Here is a 15,955-nt window from a genome sequence, read left to right as displayed (position 1 = left end):
CGTCGATTTCTCAAAAAACTAGTACGTGATATGTAGCATGGCGTATTACGTATCAAAGTTGTCGGGAGTGACTTAACGATCATCAGCCCACGCACTTCCATGCGCACTATGGCGAGTACAAGGTCTTGGTTTGTATCCGTACCCTCGAAGTGCTCGAAGGGCAGATGCCGAGACGCGCGAAAGCAATGATCCCGGAATGGGCGTTCGAGCACCGCGACGAACTGATGGAGAACTGGGAACGATGCCAGAACAGCACACCGCCGAAGACGATTGCGCTGCTGAAATGATGATGGCCCCACCCGCCCCGTTCGGGTGGGAGGGCATCCAACCGCTCAAGCTATGACGTCGGCTTTTGTTCTGCTAACATCTATGTAAGGTCAGCAGTTCACCTAGACGCCCCACCTTGGTCTCCAAGGACGCTAAACCTGCTTCTGAATCACATCCCCATTACCCAATCTCATGACGGGCATGGTGGAAGCGGGGCTACTGCACATCGGCACAAGATGAAGCCTGTCGTGATATTGAGGTAATCGATCATGGCGAAGACCGCTTTTGCCTACTACCACGATGACATCTCCGCGCTAGCCAAGTCTCTTCTGAGGCAACTTGAAACGCATGGGCGTACTCCCACCCATGTGCAACTCTTGAACATGCTGGCGAAGGCATCCGGATCACAGAACTACGCGAGCTGGAGAGCTAGGGCAGACGAAGATCTCGTTGCTGGTGTAATCGCAACGCTGCGGCAGGATTCATCTCTTCCTTCGACAGAAATTTTCAAGGAACGACGAGCAGATGGCTCTATCGCAGATCCACGACACTACCCCGTAAAGCGTCGATTCTTCCTGGCGGACATCGCATTATCCATCGGTCGCTATGAGGGCGTTGTGCGGTGTGAATTGAGTGCGAGCGCAAGCATTCTCAGCGACGTTGCGCAAGAGCAGCCCAGTGAGCATCTGAAGCGGCTGGCTTTACGTGCCCTGAAGGAGAGGATGGAAGATGATCTTCCGGTGACCGTCATCGGATCGGTTGAGATCAATCTAGATCGCTACCTGTCCACGGACACCAGCGATATCACGGATCGGGTCGTGGAGCAGGTACGTATCAGCAAAGCCCTAGGCGCGAAGCTCAGGTTGGAGTGTGACAGGGCACGTGTGTGCTCTGCGCAATTCGACGAGACTAAGGAGTTGCTTTGGAATGTGATGAAGCACGACTCTCCGAATGCCATGTTCGCTAGAAATCCTGGTATTGCTCGGGAGATAGCCGACTACCTCGATAGCTTTGTCGAGTCTAGTGGGGAGATGTTCATGTATGCGTGGAATCGCGAGAAACTCGGGTTCTTGGCTGGCTTGATTCGCTCAGCATCAACCGGCAAAAGGATCAGTAGCACTAACTGGGAGAGCGCAAGGCGCGGTCTTTACTCTGCGAAGGCACCGTACCATTGGCGTCTCTTGCTTGAAGCTCCAAAGGACATTAGCGAGCGCCTCTCGGTAGTCGCTTAGCGAGTGACTTGGGGGACAGCGGACGTCCCTCTCGAAAAATCACAGATGTGAATGCAGAGACGGCCACAAGATCTGCCCACCTCCCGTCGAAACAGTGAGGCCAATGGGCGTACCGAGCCCCCAGGGCTATCGCATCAAAGCATTAGCAAATTCTGTTGGATAAAGTCCGCATCGGTCAGCGACACTCAGGCCTCCTGATCCCTACACCCAGAGGCCCGCTGCCGATGTCCGAGACACCGATCGACATCTCCCTGGTCGCCCACTTCTCGATCCTCGAGGATCCACGCTGTCCGACCAAGCACCGGCATCTGCTGAGCGATATGGTGGTGATCGCTGTTGCCGGGACGCTGTGCGGGGCCGATAGCTGGACGGAGATCGCCTGGTTCGGCGAGGCCAAGCAGGAGTGGCTGGAGCAGTTCCTGGCGCTGCCCAACGGCATCCCCTAGCACGACACCTTTGGACGCGTGTTCGGGCTGCTGGACCCCGAGGGTTTCGAGCGCTGCTTCCGCGCCTGGGTCGAGTCGATCCGCACGGTCATCCCGGGCGAGGTGGTGGCCATCGACGGCAAGCAGCTGCGCCATTCTTACGACCGGGGCAAGGGTCTGGCACCGCTGCATCTGGTGACGGCCTGGGCGAGTACCAACCGGGTGGTGCTCGCCCAGGTCGCCACGGCGGCCAATTCCAACGAGATCACCGCCATCCCCGCACTGCTGGAGTTGCTGCAGCTGGAAGGCTGCATCGTCACCGTCGATGCGATGGGGTGCCAGCACGCGACCGCCCGGAGCTGGCCCGCCTGCTCGATCACCTGCGACCCGGTGACGTTGTGACCGTGACCAGGCTCGACCGACTGGCCCGGAGTACCCGCGACCTGCTGGACATTGCCGAGCGCATCCAGGCGGCCGGCGCTGGCCTGCACAGCCTGGCCGAGCCGTGAGCCGATACCACGACCCCTGCCGGCCGCATGGTGCTGACCGTATTCGCCGGCATTGCCGAGTTCGAGCGAACCCTAATCATCGACCGCACCAGGAGCGGCCGCGAGGCTGCCAAACGGCGCGGGGTCAAGTTTGGCCCCCGCCCTACCCTCACCACGGCGCAGATCGAGCACGCCCGCGAGCTGATCGAGCAGGATGGCCGCACCGTCAAGGAGGTGGCCGCCCTGCTGGGTGTGCATCGCTCGACCATGTACCGCGTACTGAACAAGGAGACCACCCAATGACTCACCACGACGACGAGCCGGCTTTCCTGGACGACGAAGGCCCATCCAACGACCTGCCCGCGTTCATTTCCACCACCAACGCCCGCGAGCTGTACGGACTACGCGAAGGCGAGACCGTGGCCGAAGCCATCACCCGCCACCAGGACGAAGGGGCCGCCGTGCGCCCGCTGACGCCTGACGAAATGGCCGAGCTGCGGCGAGACATGGCCGAGTCAGCGGCCTGGACGCGTGCCGAGCTGGCCCGTCGGAGGAAGGAGCGCAAATAAGTAAAAACGTCTTTACTCATTTGTATTTTGCGGTATGATGCTTTGAGTAAACCAACAAAGATGCAAGGAGCATGCCATGCACGTCATCGCTGTTTTGAACCAGAAAGGCGGGTCAGGAAAAACGACCATTGCCACCCACCTTGCCCGCGCCCTGCAACTGGACGGGGCCGATGTTCTGCTGGTCGATTCTGACCCGCAGGGCAGCGCCCGCGACTGGGCTGCCGTGCGCGAGGATCAACCCCTGACCGTGGTCGGCATCGACCGCCCCACCATTGACCGGGACTTGAAGAACGTCGCCCGCAAAGACTTTGTGGTGATCGACGGCGCACCCCAGGCGGCAGACCTGGCCGTGTCAGCCATCAAAGCGGCCGACTTCGTTCTGATTCCGGTTCAGCCTAGCCCCTATGATATTTGGGCGACCGCTGACCTGGTGGAGCTGGTCAAGCAGCGGATCGAGGTCACAGACGGCCGCTTACAGGCCGCCTTTGTGGTGTCGCGTGCCATCAAGGGCACCAAGATCGGCGCAGAGGTGGCCGAGGCGCTGGCCGGCTATGGCCTGCCTGTTCTGGAGTCGCGCATTACCCAGCGCGTGGTTTACCCAGGCACCGCGGCCAATGGTACGACCGTCATGGAGGCCGAACCGGCCGGCGATGCCGCCGCCGAAGTTCGCGCCCTGGCGGCTGAACTGAAACACAAACTTATTTGAGCTTTTGAGGATTAACGCAAATGAGCAAACCCGGAACCTTGACCGCAGGCCGCCCGAGCGCGACCAGGAACAAAGCCGCCACCCTCGCCAGCCTGGCCGACGAGGCCAGCATGAAGCGGGTCAATTTCCAGCTTTCCGCAACCCTGCACACCAAGTTGAAGGTCTATGCCGCCAGTCATGGCAAGACCATCACCGAGATTCTGACCGATTACGTCGAGCAACTACCGGAGGCGTAGAGTAGAAGAGTAAAGGCGCTTTTACTCATTTACGTTTTAGTGGCTAAAGGAGAATAGCCCATGACCAAACGCCCCCAAGGGCCGCAGCCCATCGGCTGCGTTGTCGGTGACGACCTGATAGACCGGGTTCAGAAGATGCGCGAGCGCAGCAATCAGCGCCGCATCGAGGACGAGGCCCGCCCCGGTGAGTCATGGGCAGACGCGGCCGCCAGGTTGCGCAAGCAACAGGAGGCCGAGCAGGCCCGCCCGAATATCCGCAAGCCGCCGGCCGCTGACTGCCTGCCTGATTTTTTCGTGCCAACACTCTATGACGTGGGCACCCGCGACAGTCGCAGCGTTATGGACGTGGCCGTGTTCCGCCTGTCCAAGCGAGACAAGCGAGCTGGTGAGGTGATCCGCTATGACCTGCCAGATGGTTACGTTGAAGTTACGGCAGGGCCTTACGGCATGGCCAGTGTGTGGGATTACGACCTGGTGCTGATGATGGTCTCGCACATGACGGAGGCCATGAACCGCTATCGGGAAGGGAAGGGCGACAAACCGGGCCGCATCTACCGGCCTCATATAAGCGACATTCTCAAGTTCTGCCGACGTGGTGATGGTGGCAAGCAAGCCAGCGAAATAGAAGGTGCCCTTGATCGACTCAAGGGCACATCCATCAAGAACGTGCGTGAGCGGCTATCCCCCAACGGTAAGAGGATGATGCGAGAGGTTGAGGCGGAAGGGCTGATAAGCGGTTACAAGGTCTTGTCCCGCACCGACAACGGCAAGATTGCATCTGTCGAGATCGAGGCCCCGAGGTGGATTCACCAGGAGGTCACGGAAGGCAAGAACCCGGACGTTCTCGCCGTGCATCCCGATTACTTCCTGATCGAGCCAGGCATTGGCCGGTACATCTACCGGCAAGCCCGGAGGGCAGCCGGCAAGGATCAAGCCGTGTGGGCGTTCCAGACCCTCTACGAGCGCAGCGGCAGCGCCGGAGCGCTCAAGAAATTTGCCTTTACGCTGCGGAAGCTGATCGAGGCCAACGACCTGCCCGAATATCACCTGGAGGAACAGAAGGGGCAAAACGGGCCGCTTCTGGTGATGACGAATCGGGCATGGCTGGCCGATCTGGAAGGGCTGGGCGCGTTGGAGTACCGGCAGCAACTGATCGACAACGGCATGGAGCTTTCGGCTGCCAACACAGAGGCACTGTCTTACGCTCGAAAACAGCGGAAGGCCGGGGAGGCGGGTTCCTAATGTACGGAGGAAACCGGCTCAGACCATTAGGGCAATATGCCCTTAAGCGGCTTTCCGATCCCTTGCCCCCTCAGCCTGTGGATAGTCCGTACATTAGGAACCGGATTCCGTACATTAGGAACCGGATTCCGTACATTAGGAACCGGATTCCGTACATTAGGAACCAGGAAAATTTTTAAGCTATTGATTTATAAAGAGAAAAATAGGGTTTTCGCCCCCTAAAACTCTTTAAAACTAAAAAAACTTCTTAAAACCCCTCAGCCTGTGGACAACTCCCAGCCCTGCAAGCAAAACCGACTGCCTAAAAGTGCCTATCGGCACGCCTGCCCTTCGGTCGCTTCGCTTCCTTCGCCCCGCCGCTTCGCGTCGGCCTATCGCGGCCGGTAGCCGCTCAAAAATGCCTGGCCTGCGGCCAGTGACTCTTACCAAGTCGCGGCTTGCCGCGACGGTGCCAGCTCCACCCCCTCAGCCCAAGCCAAGCCCCTGCGCTGCCTGAAAGTCCGCTAAGGGTTTGTCAGTAAGGAATCGAGGCAAGCCCACCGCCTGGGCCCATCCTGAACAACTGCGCCGCCTGCAAGGCCATAAGGTTGAACGCCAAGAGAGGGGGCGGGAAGCCGCTGCAACGATCTATGCACCGGGGCAGAGCCGGAACCACCAGAATCGCGCCACACGACGCGGAAGCGGTCAGCCAAGGGGTCTACCCCACCCCTGAAAACGCCTCTACGGGTGTTCTATGCAGTCGGTATGTTCGGACGGGTTCCCAGGGGCCGGAGCTGGGCCGATCCGCGACCAGGTGGCGGCCGCCCAGGAGCAGCGCATAGCCGAGCGAATAACCGCCGCTCAGGCACGCCAAGAAGCCGGCAAGGCCCGCGAGGAAGCCGCCCGGCTGGCCGCCGCGTTGCTGGCCCGGATCAACCCGGCCGAAAGCAAGCCAGCGAGCACCAGAAAGAAAGGCGGGGAGTGATGCCCGCCCCTCAAGTGTCAATAAAACCCCCTGGCACCATCGCGGGAGCCAGACAGTTGAAGGTAGCGCACGAAAAGGCCCGCACATGGCGGGCCTGATATTGACACTTGAGGGGCACGGTATTTTAGCCGCTAAACTCATTTGAGTTTTTAAGTTTTTGCGCTTCTACTCTTTTGTTTCTGACTTCCGGCGACGCCAGGCGACCAGGTCGATGACTTCGGCCGTCCGTTCGGTGGCTGACTGAATTGGGGTCGGCGGCTGATGCTTCGGCCGGAACAGTTCAGCCAGGAACGCCCACACGAACACAAACGGGGTCAGCAGCAGCACGGCCAGGACACCCAGCGCCCGGAGCAGGGCGAACCAAGCCCACCGGATACCGGCGGGCAGCTTGCGCAGCAGATCGAGGACGAACCCCCCGACCAGCCAGAGCGGTGCAGCCATGACCATGACAGCGGCCACCAGCGCAGGCCCGAGACGACGGCCGAACCAAAAGCCCAAACCAAGAGTAAGCAGCAACCCAAGGACCAGCATCATGCAGGCATTCCCCCTTAGCTGTGGTAAGGGTTAGGGTCGGACTTGCCCACATACTCAGCATCCACCAGGTAATTGAGTCGGGCGAGCTGGTACGGGTATTCACCTTTGACCAGGACAATCGGCCGTTCCGGCCCGAGGCGCATCACCTCGTCAGGCGTGAGCAGGTTCCGGCCGGTAAGTTGCTGGCTAATCCCGCTCGAACTGCCGCTATTGCGGCCAAAGCTGCTACCGCTGCCATCACTGCCCCCAAAGTTCCCGCCGGTCGATTTGCCCTTGTTGTGGGTCTCATATTCGATGGTGGCCTGGCCCAGCGAGTCGCTGACGTATTTCGCGGTGTCGTAGTCATCCGTTCCGAAAAACACTTTGGCACTGTTTGCCATGAAGGTTTGCCAACGTGGATACACGCCCTTGAGCTGGGAGAGGTCTTGCAGGAACACCCAGAACGCTAGGCCATAGCCACGCATGAGTGAAACGGCCTCCTCGATGGCCTTCATGTAGCCAAGCTGGGCGAACTCATCCAGGATGAAGGTCACGCGGTGCGGTGGCTGCTTTGACGATGCCGTAATGGCGGCAATTACCGAGCCGACAAACAGACGAACGAACCGGGCATTGGTGGCAATCTTGTTGGCCGGCATGACCAGATAGACCGTCATCAGATCCGACTTGATAGCGGTCAGGTCGAAGTCGGAGCGCGACAGCGCCGCGACGATCCGGGGATCATCCAGGAACGAGGTATTCCGGCGAGCGGTCGAGAGCACCGAACCGCGTTCGCGGTCAGCCATGCCCATGATGGTATTGGCTGCCCTGGCAGGGATGCCAAACGCCGAGCTTTCATCGGTAGCCATTTCGGCCAAGGTGGCGAGGAAAGTTTCCTCGTCAGCGGTCAGCAGCCGGCGCAACTCGCCCAGGTGGCGGTTGGCTGGATCGTCGAGGCTGGCAACGTGCAGCATCATCCCTTGAAGTAGAGTCTTAGCCGATTCGTCGAAATGTTCCCCGCCGCCCTTGGCGTCCGAAATTACCAGGGAGTCGGCCAGCATGGCCGATTCACTGACACAATCTGCATCCGAGAGGTCAAGCCGATCCAGGACGTTGAACGCGGCACACTCGGGGCCATTCACGCCGAACGGATCGACCAGGAAAACTTTGTGGCCCAGCTCCCGGCGAGCGCGAGCCGTTACGGCTGCGTTCTCGCCCTTCACGTCGAGCACCAGGCAGGAACCGGGGTACTCCAGCAGGTTCGGAATGACTGCGCCAATGCCTTTTCCGGAGCCGTTTGGGGCGATCGTCACCACATGGCCGACATAGCGGAAACGCTGATCGAAGCCAGCCGGCGTATCGGTCACGCGAGCCAGTGCTAAGCCGGTTTGCTTGGGCGGGTTTTTCAAGTTGTCCAGGTGGCCTGCTTCCTGAATCTCGGTAGCCGTTCCCCAGCGTGCCGAACCGTGCGTGGCGACCGGCGCGGCCATTTGCGAAACGACACTCGCCGAGGGCGAAGCAGGCGCACCACCGAGACCGGCGCGGAGGTTTTCCAGTGTATGGCCCAGGGTCTTGAGACGGTGAGCGGTTGGCGTGTTGCCAGCGCGATCAGCGAGCCAGCCAAACACCGGCCCGGCGAAAAGGTAAGTGGCGAACGTGCCGGCCAGAGTGGCGGCGATCATGAACCACTGCGGCAGGAATGGCAGGAACACGAACGCGCCCGCCATTGCGGTGCCTGGCACCATGTAGGCGAGGCCAGCGGCAGCGCCGGCAGTGACCGGGTTTAGCTTGCGCTTGGTGGCCCACCAGGAGCCGCAGAACGTCACCACCAGGAGCATGAGAAGCCAGGGCTTCCAAACCGTCAGGACGCGATCTAAGAAGCCGCCCACATAGCCATCAACGGTTCGGCCTTCTAGGCGATCCCGGCGAGTCTCTGCGATGGCCCGGCTTTGTGCCAGGGTTTCGGCCTTCACTTCATCACCGGCTGCCCGGCTGAGGCCGATCACGAACTCCGCACCGCGTGCGCTGGCCTGATTCATGATCGACACGGCCAAGGTGGCCGCTTTCGATTCCTGACCCTCTGCCCGGCTGGCCTCGGCAATCTTTGCCAGCGCGTCATCGAAGGAGGACGGAGCCGGCAGACCGACATTCTGGAACATGAAATTGAGGTCTTGCCCGAACAGGGAACGGACAGCCGCCGCACCTTGGGCGCTGGGTGTCTCGGTAGCCGCCTGCTGCATATCCAAAAGCGGCCCCTTTGCCTCGGCAAAGGCCGCCCGGAAGGCATCCCAGTTTCCCGCATTAGCCGCCGTGCTGGCTTGCTCCCTGGCGTTATCCAATGCCGCCAGTTTGGCGGCCCAAGAATCGAGCACCGCGTTTTCAGCTTCGCAGCGCAGCGCCTCGCGATGCCTGGCGTTTTCCTGTGCCTGTGGGTCGCTGGTGAAGGCCCAAGTGTCCGCGCTCGGAGTGCATCGCGTAAAGGTGGCGGACGAAGCGGACGGGGCCACGGAAATCAAAAACGCGCCAATCAGGACAGCAACAATGCTGGCCCATGCGCGTTCTAAGTACCAAGAAATGTCAGTCATTTTTCACCTCTGTGCAGGTTGAAAAAACAGCGTTACGGCTGGTTGCCGCCACCCGTGCCGCTGGGGGCTTCAGTGGCCTGATTCTGATTCAGAGATGGCAGGTCAAACAATTCACGGTCTCGGTCTGCCTTCAGCTCAGAATTGAGCAGGTCTTGAAGCTGGTTCATGTGCCACTCGCCGCGCTTCACCTTGGCAAGCACTGCGCCGCCAATAAGGATTTTTCGGCGAGTATTCTTCTTGCGCTCGGCCTCAGCTTCGCGCTGTTTCAGCGCCTGAATCTGCGCTTTGAGCTGGGATTCTTTTTCTAGCAGTTGTGCCAGTTTGTCCTTAGTCGTTTTTGCCATAGTGCTTCCTCCTTCTATGAGGCTTGAATATTATCGACGATGGTGGTATTACGCAACCCGTAGCAAAGCGAAGGGCGCACTTATGCAAACTTCGTTTGCGTGCGGTCAGGGCTTCGCCCTAACAACCCCTCCGGGCCTGCGGCCCTCCGCGTTGCCGAAATCGGCAACTTGGCAAAAGCAGCGCGGCACTTTAGCCGCTAAAGAAAAGAGGCAGCGAGTTGGCAATTTTTCACCTTAGCGTTAAGACAATCAGCCGCAGCGCGGGCCGGTCAGCTACGGCGGCGATTGCCTATCGCTCAGGCGAAAAAGTCATGGACGAGCGGACGGGCTTTGTCCATGACTACACCCGCCGGCGTGGTGTTGAGCACACCGAAATTTTCCTGCCGGAAAATGCGCCCGCGTGGGCCTCGCAGCGTGAGCAGCTTTGGAACGCGGCCGAGCTTGCCGAGAAGCGCAAGAACTCGACCGTTGCCCGCGAATTTGAAGTGGCGTTGCCGGCGGAGATGAACCGCGAGCAGCGCCTAGAATTGGTGCGCGAATTTGCCTGCGAGCTTGTGCAACGTCACGGCATGGCCGTTGATGTTGCGATCCATGAGCCGGACAAAGAAGGCGATCACAGGAACCACCACGCGCACATCCTTTGCAGCACCCGCCGACTGACGCCGGAAGGCTTCAAAGATAAGACCCGCGAACTGGACGATCAGAAAAGTGGAGAGGTCAGCCATTGGCGGGAACGCTGGGCGGAAATGTCGAATCGGCATCTTGAGAATGCCGGCCGCCAGGAGCGCATCGACTACCGCAGCCTAGAGGTACAACGGGCCGCAGCCATCGAGCGGGGCGACACCGAACAGGCCGCCAAACTTGAGCGCCTGCCGACCGTGCATCTTGGCCCGAACGTGGTGCAGATGGAGCAGCGCGGAATCAGAACAGAGCGCGGCGACAAGGGGCGCGATATTGCCCAGCGTAACGCGCAGATCATCAACTTTGCCGAGGCGCGTCAGCGCATCGAGGCAGCGAGGGCAGCTTATGAGCGAAACAACGGAAATGGACGAGATAGAACGCCTGACAGGGTCACTGCAAGAGGCGTTACCCGAGCAGGAGGAGAGAAACCCGGACGATTCGCCGGTAAGTCCGACATTGGCCGCCCTGGACACGTCCCGCCGGCCTTCGCAAGAGGTCGCTTGCGGAACCTGTCCGAACTCGGTGTGGTTCGCTTCCCCGAACGAAGTGAAGTGCTATTGCCGCGTGATGTTCCTCGTAACGTGGAGCACGAGCGAGCCGAACCAGATCACGCACTGCGACGGGCTGACAATGGGCTGACCGGCGAGAAGCCGAACGCCCGCGAGCTGATCCAGCACGAGCTAAACGCTGACCTTTTGCGCCGGGCCGTGGCCGACCGAGAACCCATCAACGCGGCCAACGACCCAAGCCCGGACGCCATCAAGCAGGAATGGCAAAACGAGAAGGCGCGGCAATTCACTCTGATAGTGAATCGGGCCAAGGTTCTGCACGCCCGCGCAGCGGGCCAGATGGAACGCCAGGAAGGGAAGTTGCAGGCTATCGACCAGCAGCGGCCAGCCGAGCCGACCGGCCTTCTTGCGAGCTTCAAGAAGGCCGCACACGACCAGGCGCTTTCTGCCTGGTGTGGTCTCCGGTCTGGTCTGGAACGGCGCTGGTCACAACTGCAACGCCGCTTGACCCTGATCGGGGATTACATGCGCAAGGCTGGCCCCTACGAGCAGCCGACCCGAGGCGAACGCCTGGCCGAGAAGAAGGCCGCCGAGGCACGCCCGGAACTGGCCGCGAACTTCCAGCAGGTTATCGAGAAAGAGAAGGCCGCCCGCATCGCAGCGCAGCGGGCGAAGATTGACCAACGCCGCACAGGCAAAAACCAGGAGCACACTATGAAACAGGAGAGCATCGAGGAGCTGAAACAGCGCATCGACACCAACCGCGAGAAGGCCGACAAGGCCGAGCGTAACGAGCTGGACAAGGCCGGACGACTGGCCGGAATGCAGCGCGAGACGAACGCGGAACAGCAGTACGAGGAAACCCAGACTGGCAAGACCCAGGCCGCCGCACTCGCCAAGGAGCTGAACAGCGACAACGAGAAGGGCGACCAGGCGAAGGAGGCGAAGAAGCGGGAGATTCTGGAACGCTTCAAGCAGAAGGCGAGCCGCGACCGCGAGAACGACAGGAGTCGGGGCCGCTAAGGCGGTGCCCGGTCGGCGGCAACCGAACCGGACACCTAATCACAATCCACCTGCACAGAGGTGAATCATGACTAAGCGCAATGTTACCGGCCAAGACGGCCGCAATCTAACGAAATATCGCATTGCCCTGGCTGCCGCCCTGGCTGCCCTTGTCCTGGCCGGCTGGATGATCCAGACCGCCTACAGCCAACACGTCCAGGTCTTGCAGATTGGCGACCAGACCGGCGAGCGCCTGCAAATGCGTGGCTACATCGGCCACCAGGAGGGCGCACAGCATGAGCAGCGTTAAGACCTGGCGACGGGCTGCTCTGGCCGCCTACATCGCCGCAGGCGTCGCCCTGCCCCTGGCTGGCTATGCCCTAGTAACCACACAGGCCAACGTCAACGCTGTGGCCGCCGCACAGCAGCGCCTCAGTGACAGCCAATGGCGCGACCACCTGACCAACGACGATCAGGCCAGCGCGGACAGAGCAGCCGGCGAGCTGCTGCCGCTCGACTCCCGCCCGTACTCCCCCGCCATTGATTGGGCCGCCGTAGCCGTGCGTGTCGCGCCGTCCGTGGTCATGGTTTCCACGCTGGAGAATGCCCGAGGCGATGGCCGCAGCAATCGCGCTTGGCTTATCCCTGGCGTACAGACCAACCAGGCGACCGCCTGGCTAACCCGGTATCGGGCTTGGAAAGCCGAATGGGCGAAGCGCGACCAGGAACGCGAATGGGTCACGATGGGCGCGGGCTTCCTGGTCGGTGACGGCCACCAGGTGGCGACCGCCGGGCACGTCCTCAGCGGCACCGAGGCGGTGCGCGTCAAGCTGGCATCAGGCGAATGGCGACCGGCCCGCGTGGTCGGTGTCGATCCATCCCAAGACGTGGCCCTGTTGCACATCGAGGGCGAACCCGGCCAGCCGGTGACTGTGGCCCCGGCCATGCCTCGCCAGGGCCACGCAGTGGCAACGATCGGAGCGCCCCAGGGCTGGGGGTTCTCACTGTCTGCCGGACTGGTGAGCCGCTACGGCACAGCCGCCGGCATGTTCCAGGACTGGCCTATGCTCCAGATTGCCGCGCCGATCATCGGCGGCAATTCCGGCGGGCTGGTTTTCAATACCAGGGGTGAAGCTGTGGGCATGGTTTCCTTCGGAAAGCAGACATTTAATCAGGCCGTCCCGATTGGCCGCGTTCTGGACGTGGCCGCACAGCTTGAACGTTGGGATGCCGTCATGGGACGCTGCAATGCGCTGACCAATGGCGATGTTTGCGGCTAACCGAATTAGAGCGCAAGCAGGCACAGAGTATGCATTTAGCAATGTGCGCAAACCTTGGGCCTTTCCACATCTCCTCACTAGCGCCCGCGTGAGCGCTTCTGGCGGCTCGCGACCGTCAGTGCCTGGAGCCGCTCAGTATCCGCATGCTCAAAGGCTCCGCTCATCCGTTTGATCTCCTCTCCCCGTAGCCCGTTATGTTTGGCCAGATCTTGCCAAGACGTTAGGGCCTTGCCCAGAGCACCCAAGGCATGCGCTTGGATGGTCTTGTCCACCCCGAAGTAGTCCGCCAGATCAAGGCACAACTGAAGGGAAGGTCGCCGTTGCTCGCCATCGAAGGATAGGGCATGGCGGCGCCGGTCGAGGGCATGGCGATCGGGGTTGAGGTCATAGGCCGGTGAGAGCCGCCAGCCTTGGGGCTCGCGTAGGAAGCCGTGATTACGCAGATGATCGTCGGTGTTGCCGCACAGAGCGTTGAAGGTCATGCGTCGCCACAGTTCAACCTGATCGAGCTTGGGTTGGGCCGAGGTCGCCTTGATGACATCAGCCAGCTCCAGATAGCTTGCCGCGTCCGCACTCTGCTCGTCTCGCGCAGCCAGGGTCATGGCCGAGGCGAACGGAACCCTTCCTCCTTGTTGTCGATCAAACCGTTCCACCAACAGCACAGGTCGCTCACCGTTCGCGTTGAGCAATCGATGCTTCGCCACGCGCAGGCCCGCTGCTCCCGCGAGATCCAGCACAGTCGCCTCCCAGGCCCCTACCCGCTCGGTATCGAGCCGGGATTGAAATTTGGCGATATAGAGCTTTCCCTTGTCCTCGATCGCCGCCTTGGGATGGGCGCCGCCGAGGGATGAGCCCGGCTGGGCGAGGAGCGCGAGGTCGGTATCGGTCTGTACGCCTTGCTCCAGGCGCTCGATCGCGGCTTCCAGGGCTCGTAGATGGACCAGCTTTGGAACGTCTGTGGTTAGGGCCAGAAATTCTCCAGGAGTCTCCGCAAGACTCAATCGCAAGGCACCCATCCGCATGTGATCGGAGACCCCCAGGAGGTAATCGCTTTCGTTCAGGTAGCGGTCGAGAACCCGATCCTGGACGAGTCGCCCCCAGCGATCGGGGGCGATGTCCTGGAAAGCGCCCCACAGCTTGCTCGCCTGAAAGGGCATCCCTGGCAAGAGATCCAAGTCGGGATCGATGGCGAAGCCCGCCCGGCACCAGTCTCGATCATAGGTGAACTGATAGCGCTCGGTTCCCCGCTGGCTGGTGAAGATATCGAGCTGGCCGACCGTCCGACGCTCACCCAGCCAATCCAAAGTGACAACCAGGGACGTGCTCACCGCACCCGGCCTCCGCGAATGCGCTGCGGCAACTGCTCCTCAAGAAGATCCAGCCCGAGCGGGTCTTTTGTCCGGTCGATCAGCTCCGCGAGCGCATCGAGCTTACCGAGAATCATCAGGGCCGAGGCCCAGGCGCTGATTGCGACGTTTGGATTGCCAGCTTCGAGGCGGTTGAGTGTTCCGCGCGAAACGCCCATGCGCTCGGCCATCAGCTCGGTGCTGATGCGCCGGCGCCGTCGTGCATCGCGGATGTCGGCGCCCAGCTTCTTGAGGGCGCGCTCGACACGGATGGATTTCATGATGAAGCCTCAGGCGCGTGTCTGGATGGTTTTCAGTGGCTAGAAAACCGGTTTTTCATGTCTGCCATATCCATGATAGCGTTCTCTGAAGGGATTTTAAATATTTATATCGTTCTTTTTGTAAGACGTTAAACGCTTTTTCGGCTTTTGTGAATGGACGCCAAGGGGGTAGTTGCCCGGTTTGGCGGCGCTCGACTGTACCGCCAGCGTATCGCCCGCGCCCCCGACCCCTCGCCGAGGGCGCGTCCCGGCCCCTGGTCGGCGCTGATCGGGGCTTGGGCGGGATAAACTCCTTTATCCCGCCCGAGTTCACCGCCGCGTTGCGCGTCGATTTCTCAAAAAACTAGTACGTGATATGTAGCATGGCGTATTACGTATCAAAGTTGTCGGGAGTGACTTAACGATCATCAGCCCACGCACTTCCATGCGCACTATGGCGAGTACAAGGTCTTGGTTTGTATCCGTACCCTCGAAGTGCTCGAAGGGCAGATGCCGAGACGCGCGAAAGCAATGATCCCGGAATGGGCGTTCGAGCACCGCGACGAACTGATGGAGAACTGGGAACGATGCCAGAACAGCACACCGCCGAAGACGATTGCGCTGCTGAAATGATGATGGCCCCACCCGCCCCGTTCGGGTGGGAGGGCATCCAACCGCTCAAGCTATGACGTCGGCTTTTGTTCTGCTAACATCTATGTAAGGTCAGCAGTTCACCTAGACGCCCCACCTTGGTCTCCAAGGACGCTAAACCTGCTTCTGAATCACATCCCCATTACCCAATCTCATGACGGGCATGGTGGAAGCGGGGCTACTGCACATCGGCACAAGATGAAGCCTGTCGTGATATTGAGGTAATCGATCATGGCGAAGACCGCTTTTGCCTACTACCACGATGACATCTCCGCGCTAGCCAAGTCTCTTCTGAGGCAACTTGAAACGCATGGGCGTACTCCCACCCATGTGCAACTCTTGAACATGCTGGCGAAGGCATCCGGATCACAGAACTACGCGAGCTGGAGAGCTAGGGCAGACGAAGATCTCGTTGCTGGTGTAATCGCAACGCTGCGGCAGGATTCATCTCTTCCTTCGACAGAAATTTTCAAGGAACGACGAGCAGATGGCTCTATCGCAGATCCACGACACTACCCCGTAAAGCGTCGATTCTTCCTGGCGGACATCGCATTATCCATCGGTCGCTATGAGGGCGTTGTGCGGTGTGAATTGAGTGCGAGCGCAAGCATTCTCAGCGACGTTGCGCAAGAGCAGCCCAGTGAGCATCTGAAGCGGC

17 protein-coding genes and 4 pseudogenes are annotated in these 15,955 nt (G+C 60.5%); 16 read left to right on the top strand and 5 right to left on the bottom strand.

What is annotated here, in order from left to right:
- Window positions 1-86: 86 nt before the first annotated feature.
- The 11 genes and pseudogenes from ACAM26_RS16860 to ACAM26_RS16810 all read left to right on the top strand — a co-directional run.
- Window positions 87-287: pseudogene (locus ACAM26_RS16860) on the top strand (DUF4160 domain-containing protein); the annotation flags it as partial.
- Between the two features lie 249 nt (window positions 288-536).
- A complete protein-coding gene (locus tag ACAM26_RS16855) occupies window positions 537-1,499 on the top strand; it encodes a hypothetical protein (protein WP_369614185.1) in 963 nt (320 codons plus the stop codon).
- Between the two features lie 224 nt (window positions 1,500-1,723).
- A complete protein-coding gene (locus tag ACAM26_RS16850) occupies window positions 1,724-1,945 on the top strand; it encodes a transposase family protein (protein ID WP_369614184.1) in 222 nt (73 codons plus the stop codon).
- 18 nt (window positions 1,946-1,963) lie between these two features.
- Window positions 1,964-2,326, top strand: a complete 363-nt coding sequence (locus tag ACAM26_RS16845; protein ID WP_369614183.1) for an ISAs1 family transposase — start codon at window positions 1,964-1,966, stop codon at window positions 2,324-2,326.
- Window positions 2,260-2,499, top strand: a pseudogene (locus ACAM26_RS16840) (recombinase family protein); the annotation flags it as partial. The gene ACAM26_RS16845 and the pseudogene ACAM26_RS16840, both read left to right, overlap by 67 nt.
- Window positions 2,485-2,715, top strand: a complete 231-nt coding sequence (locus ACAM26_RS16835; RefSeq protein WP_369614186.1) for a recombinase family protein — start codon at window positions 2,485-2,487, stop codon at window positions 2,713-2,715. The pseudogene ACAM26_RS16840 and the gene ACAM26_RS16835, both read left to right, overlap by 15 nt.
- A gap of 14 nt (window positions 2,716-2,729) precedes the next feature.
- Window positions 2,730-2,843 (top strand): annotated as a pseudogene (locus ACAM26_RS16830) (conjugal transfer protein TraD); the annotation flags it as partial.
- A gap of 214 nt (window positions 2,844-3,057) precedes the next feature.
- Window positions 3,058-3,687 (top strand): ParA family partition ATPase, encoded by a 630-nt coding sequence (gene parA / locus ACAM26_RS16825; RefSeq protein ID WP_133484300.1) that lies wholly within the window; start codon window positions 3,058-3,060, stop codon window positions 3,685-3,687.
- A 20-nt stretch (window positions 3,688-3,707) separates the two neighbouring features.
- Window positions 3,708-3,923: a chromosome partitioning protein ParB gene (locus ACAM26_RS16820; protein ID WP_369614182.1), complete on the top strand. Its 216-nt coding sequence runs from the start codon at window positions 3,708-3,710 to the stop codon at window positions 3,921-3,923.
- 60 nt (window positions 3,924-3,983) lie between these two features.
- On the top strand, window positions 3,984-5,165 hold the full coding sequence (locus ACAM26_RS16815; protein ID WP_369614181.1) for a replication initiator protein A: 1,182 nt from the start codon (window positions 3,984-3,986) through the stop codon (window positions 5,163-5,165).
- 793 nt (window positions 5,166-5,958) lie between these two features.
- The gene (locus tag ACAM26_RS16810) at window positions 5,959-6,129 is read left to right on the top strand and encodes a hypothetical protein (RefSeq protein ID WP_369614180.1); all 171 of its coding nucleotides are present in this window, start codon (window positions 5,959-5,961) and stop codon (window positions 6,127-6,129) included.
- 165 nt (window positions 6,130-6,294) lie between these two features.
- Here ACAM26_RS16810 and ACAM26_RS16805 read toward each other — a convergent pair whose 3' ends face one another.
- From ACAM26_RS16805 to ACAM26_RS16795, 3 genes are read right to left on the bottom strand one after another with little or no spacing between them, the layout of a single operon-like run.
- Complete coding sequence (locus ACAM26_RS16805; RefSeq protein WP_369614179.1) at window positions 6,295-6,663, bottom strand: hypothetical protein; 369 nt, start codon at window positions 6,661-6,663, stop codon at window positions 6,295-6,297.
- 14 nt (window positions 6,664-6,677) lie between these two features.
- On the bottom strand, window positions 6,678-9,224 hold the full coding sequence (locus tag ACAM26_RS16800; RefSeq protein WP_369614178.1) for a type IV secretory system conjugative DNA transfer family protein: 2,547 nt from the start codon (window positions 9,222-9,224) through the stop codon (window positions 6,678-6,680).
- Window positions 9,225-9,256: 32 nt separating this feature from the next.
- Window positions 9,257-9,568: a mobilization protein gene (locus ACAM26_RS16795; RefSeq protein ID WP_369614177.1), complete on the bottom strand. Its 312-nt coding sequence runs from the start codon at window positions 9,566-9,568 to the stop codon at window positions 9,257-9,259.
- Window positions 9,569-9,786: 218 nt separating this feature from the next.
- Between ACAM26_RS16795 and mobQ the strand changes: the two genes are divergently transcribed.
- The 3 genes from mobQ (at window position 9,787) to ACAM26_RS16780 (ending at window position 13,040) form a co-directional block, all read left to right on the top strand.
- Window positions 9,787-11,781 (top strand): MobQ family relaxase, encoded by a 1,995-nt coding sequence (mobQ, locus tag ACAM26_RS16790; protein ID WP_369614176.1) that lies wholly within the window; start codon window positions 9,787-9,789, stop codon window positions 11,779-11,781.
- Between the two features lie 67 nt (window positions 11,782-11,848).
- Window positions 11,849-12,070 carry a hypothetical protein gene (locus tag ACAM26_RS16785; protein ID WP_369614175.1) on the top strand — a complete coding sequence of 74 codons (222 nt, stop codon included), beginning with the start codon at window positions 11,849-11,851 and terminating at the stop codon, window positions 12,068-12,070.
- Window positions 12,057-13,040: a S1C family serine protease gene (locus tag ACAM26_RS16780; protein WP_369614174.1), complete on the top strand. Its 984-nt coding sequence runs from the start codon at window positions 12,057-12,059 to the stop codon at window positions 13,038-13,040. The genes ACAM26_RS16785 and ACAM26_RS16780 overlap by 14 nt, the downstream gene beginning before the upstream one ends.
- 77 nt (window positions 13,041-13,117) lie before the next feature.
- Here ACAM26_RS16780 and ACAM26_RS16775 read toward each other — a convergent pair whose 3' ends face one another.
- The gene (locus ACAM26_RS16775) at window positions 13,118-14,368 is read right to left on the bottom strand and encodes a type II toxin-antitoxin system HipA family toxin (RefSeq protein WP_369614173.1); all 1,251 of its coding nucleotides are present in this window, start codon (window positions 14,366-14,368) and stop codon (window positions 13,118-13,120) included.
- Window positions 14,365-14,667, bottom strand: coding sequence for a helix-turn-helix domain-containing protein (locus ACAM26_RS16770; protein WP_005221553.1), 303 nt, complete (start codon window positions 14,665-14,667; stop codon window positions 14,365-14,367). Before ACAM26_RS16770 ends, ACAM26_RS16775 begins: the two co-directional genes overlap by 4 nt.
- A gap of 411 nt (window positions 14,668-15,078) precedes the next feature.
- On the opposite strand from ACAM26_RS16770, the pseudogene ACAM26_RS16765 reads away from it, so the two are divergent.
- Window positions 15,079-15,279: pseudogene (locus ACAM26_RS16765) on the top strand (DUF4160 domain-containing protein); the annotation flags it as partial.
- 249 nt (window positions 15,280-15,528) lie between these two features.
- A partial coding sequence (locus ACAM26_RS16760; protein ID WP_369614172.1) for a hypothetical protein occupies window positions 15,529-15,955 on the top strand: 427 nt, incomplete at its 3' end.

It is taken from the genome of Marichromatium sp. PS1, assembly GCF_041155115.1.
Classification (GTDB): Bacteria; Pseudomonadota; Gammaproteobacteria; order Chromatiales; family Chromatiaceae; genus Marichromatium; species Marichromatium gracile.
Note: the sequence above shows the minus strand (reverse complement) of the source record. Positions and strands in the feature narration are given on the sequence as shown.

Bases quoted from the DNA above. Each gene is read 5' to 3' on its own strand.
- ACAM26_RS16855 (WP_369614185.1), top strand. From the start codon at position 537: ATGGCGAAGACCGCTTTTGCCTACTACCACGATGACATCTCCGCGCTA.
- ACAM26_RS16850 (WP_369614184.1), top strand. From the start codon at position 1,724: ATGTCCGAGACACCGATCGACATCTCCCTGGTCGCCCACTTCTCGATC.
- parA (WP_133484300.1), top strand. From the start codon at position 3,058: ATGCACGTCATCGCTGTTTTGAACCAGAAAGGCGGGTCAGGAAAAACG.
- ACAM26_RS16820 (WP_369614182.1), top strand. From the start codon at position 3,708: ATGAGCAAACCCGGAACCTTGACCGCAGGCCGCCCGAGCGCGACCAGG.
- ACAM26_RS16815 (WP_369614181.1), top strand. From the start codon at position 3,984: ATGACCAAACGCCCCCAAGGGCCGCAGCCCATCGGCTGCGTTGTCGGT.
- ACAM26_RS16805 (WP_369614179.1), bottom strand. From the start codon at position 6,663: ATGATGCTGGTCCTTGGGTTGCTGCTTACTCTTGGTTTGGGCTTTTGG.
- ACAM26_RS16800 (WP_369614178.1), bottom strand. From the start codon at position 9,224: ATGACTGACATTTCTTGGTACTTAGAACGCGCATGGGCCAGCATTGTT.
- ACAM26_RS16795 (WP_369614177.1), bottom strand. From the start codon at position 9,568: ATGGCAAAAACGACTAAGGACAAACTGGCACAACTGCTAGAAAAAGAA.
- ACAM26_RS16785 (WP_369614175.1), top strand. From the start codon at position 11,849: ATGACTAAGCGCAATGTTACCGGCCAAGACGGCCGCAATCTAACGAAA.
- ACAM26_RS16780 (WP_369614174.1), top strand. From the start codon at position 12,057: ATGAGCAGCGTTAAGACCTGGCGACGGGCTGCTCTGGCCGCCTACATC.
- ACAM26_RS16770 (WP_005221553.1), bottom strand. From the start codon at position 14,667: ATGAAATCCATCCGTGTCGAGCGCGCCCTCAAGAAGCTGGGCGCCGAC.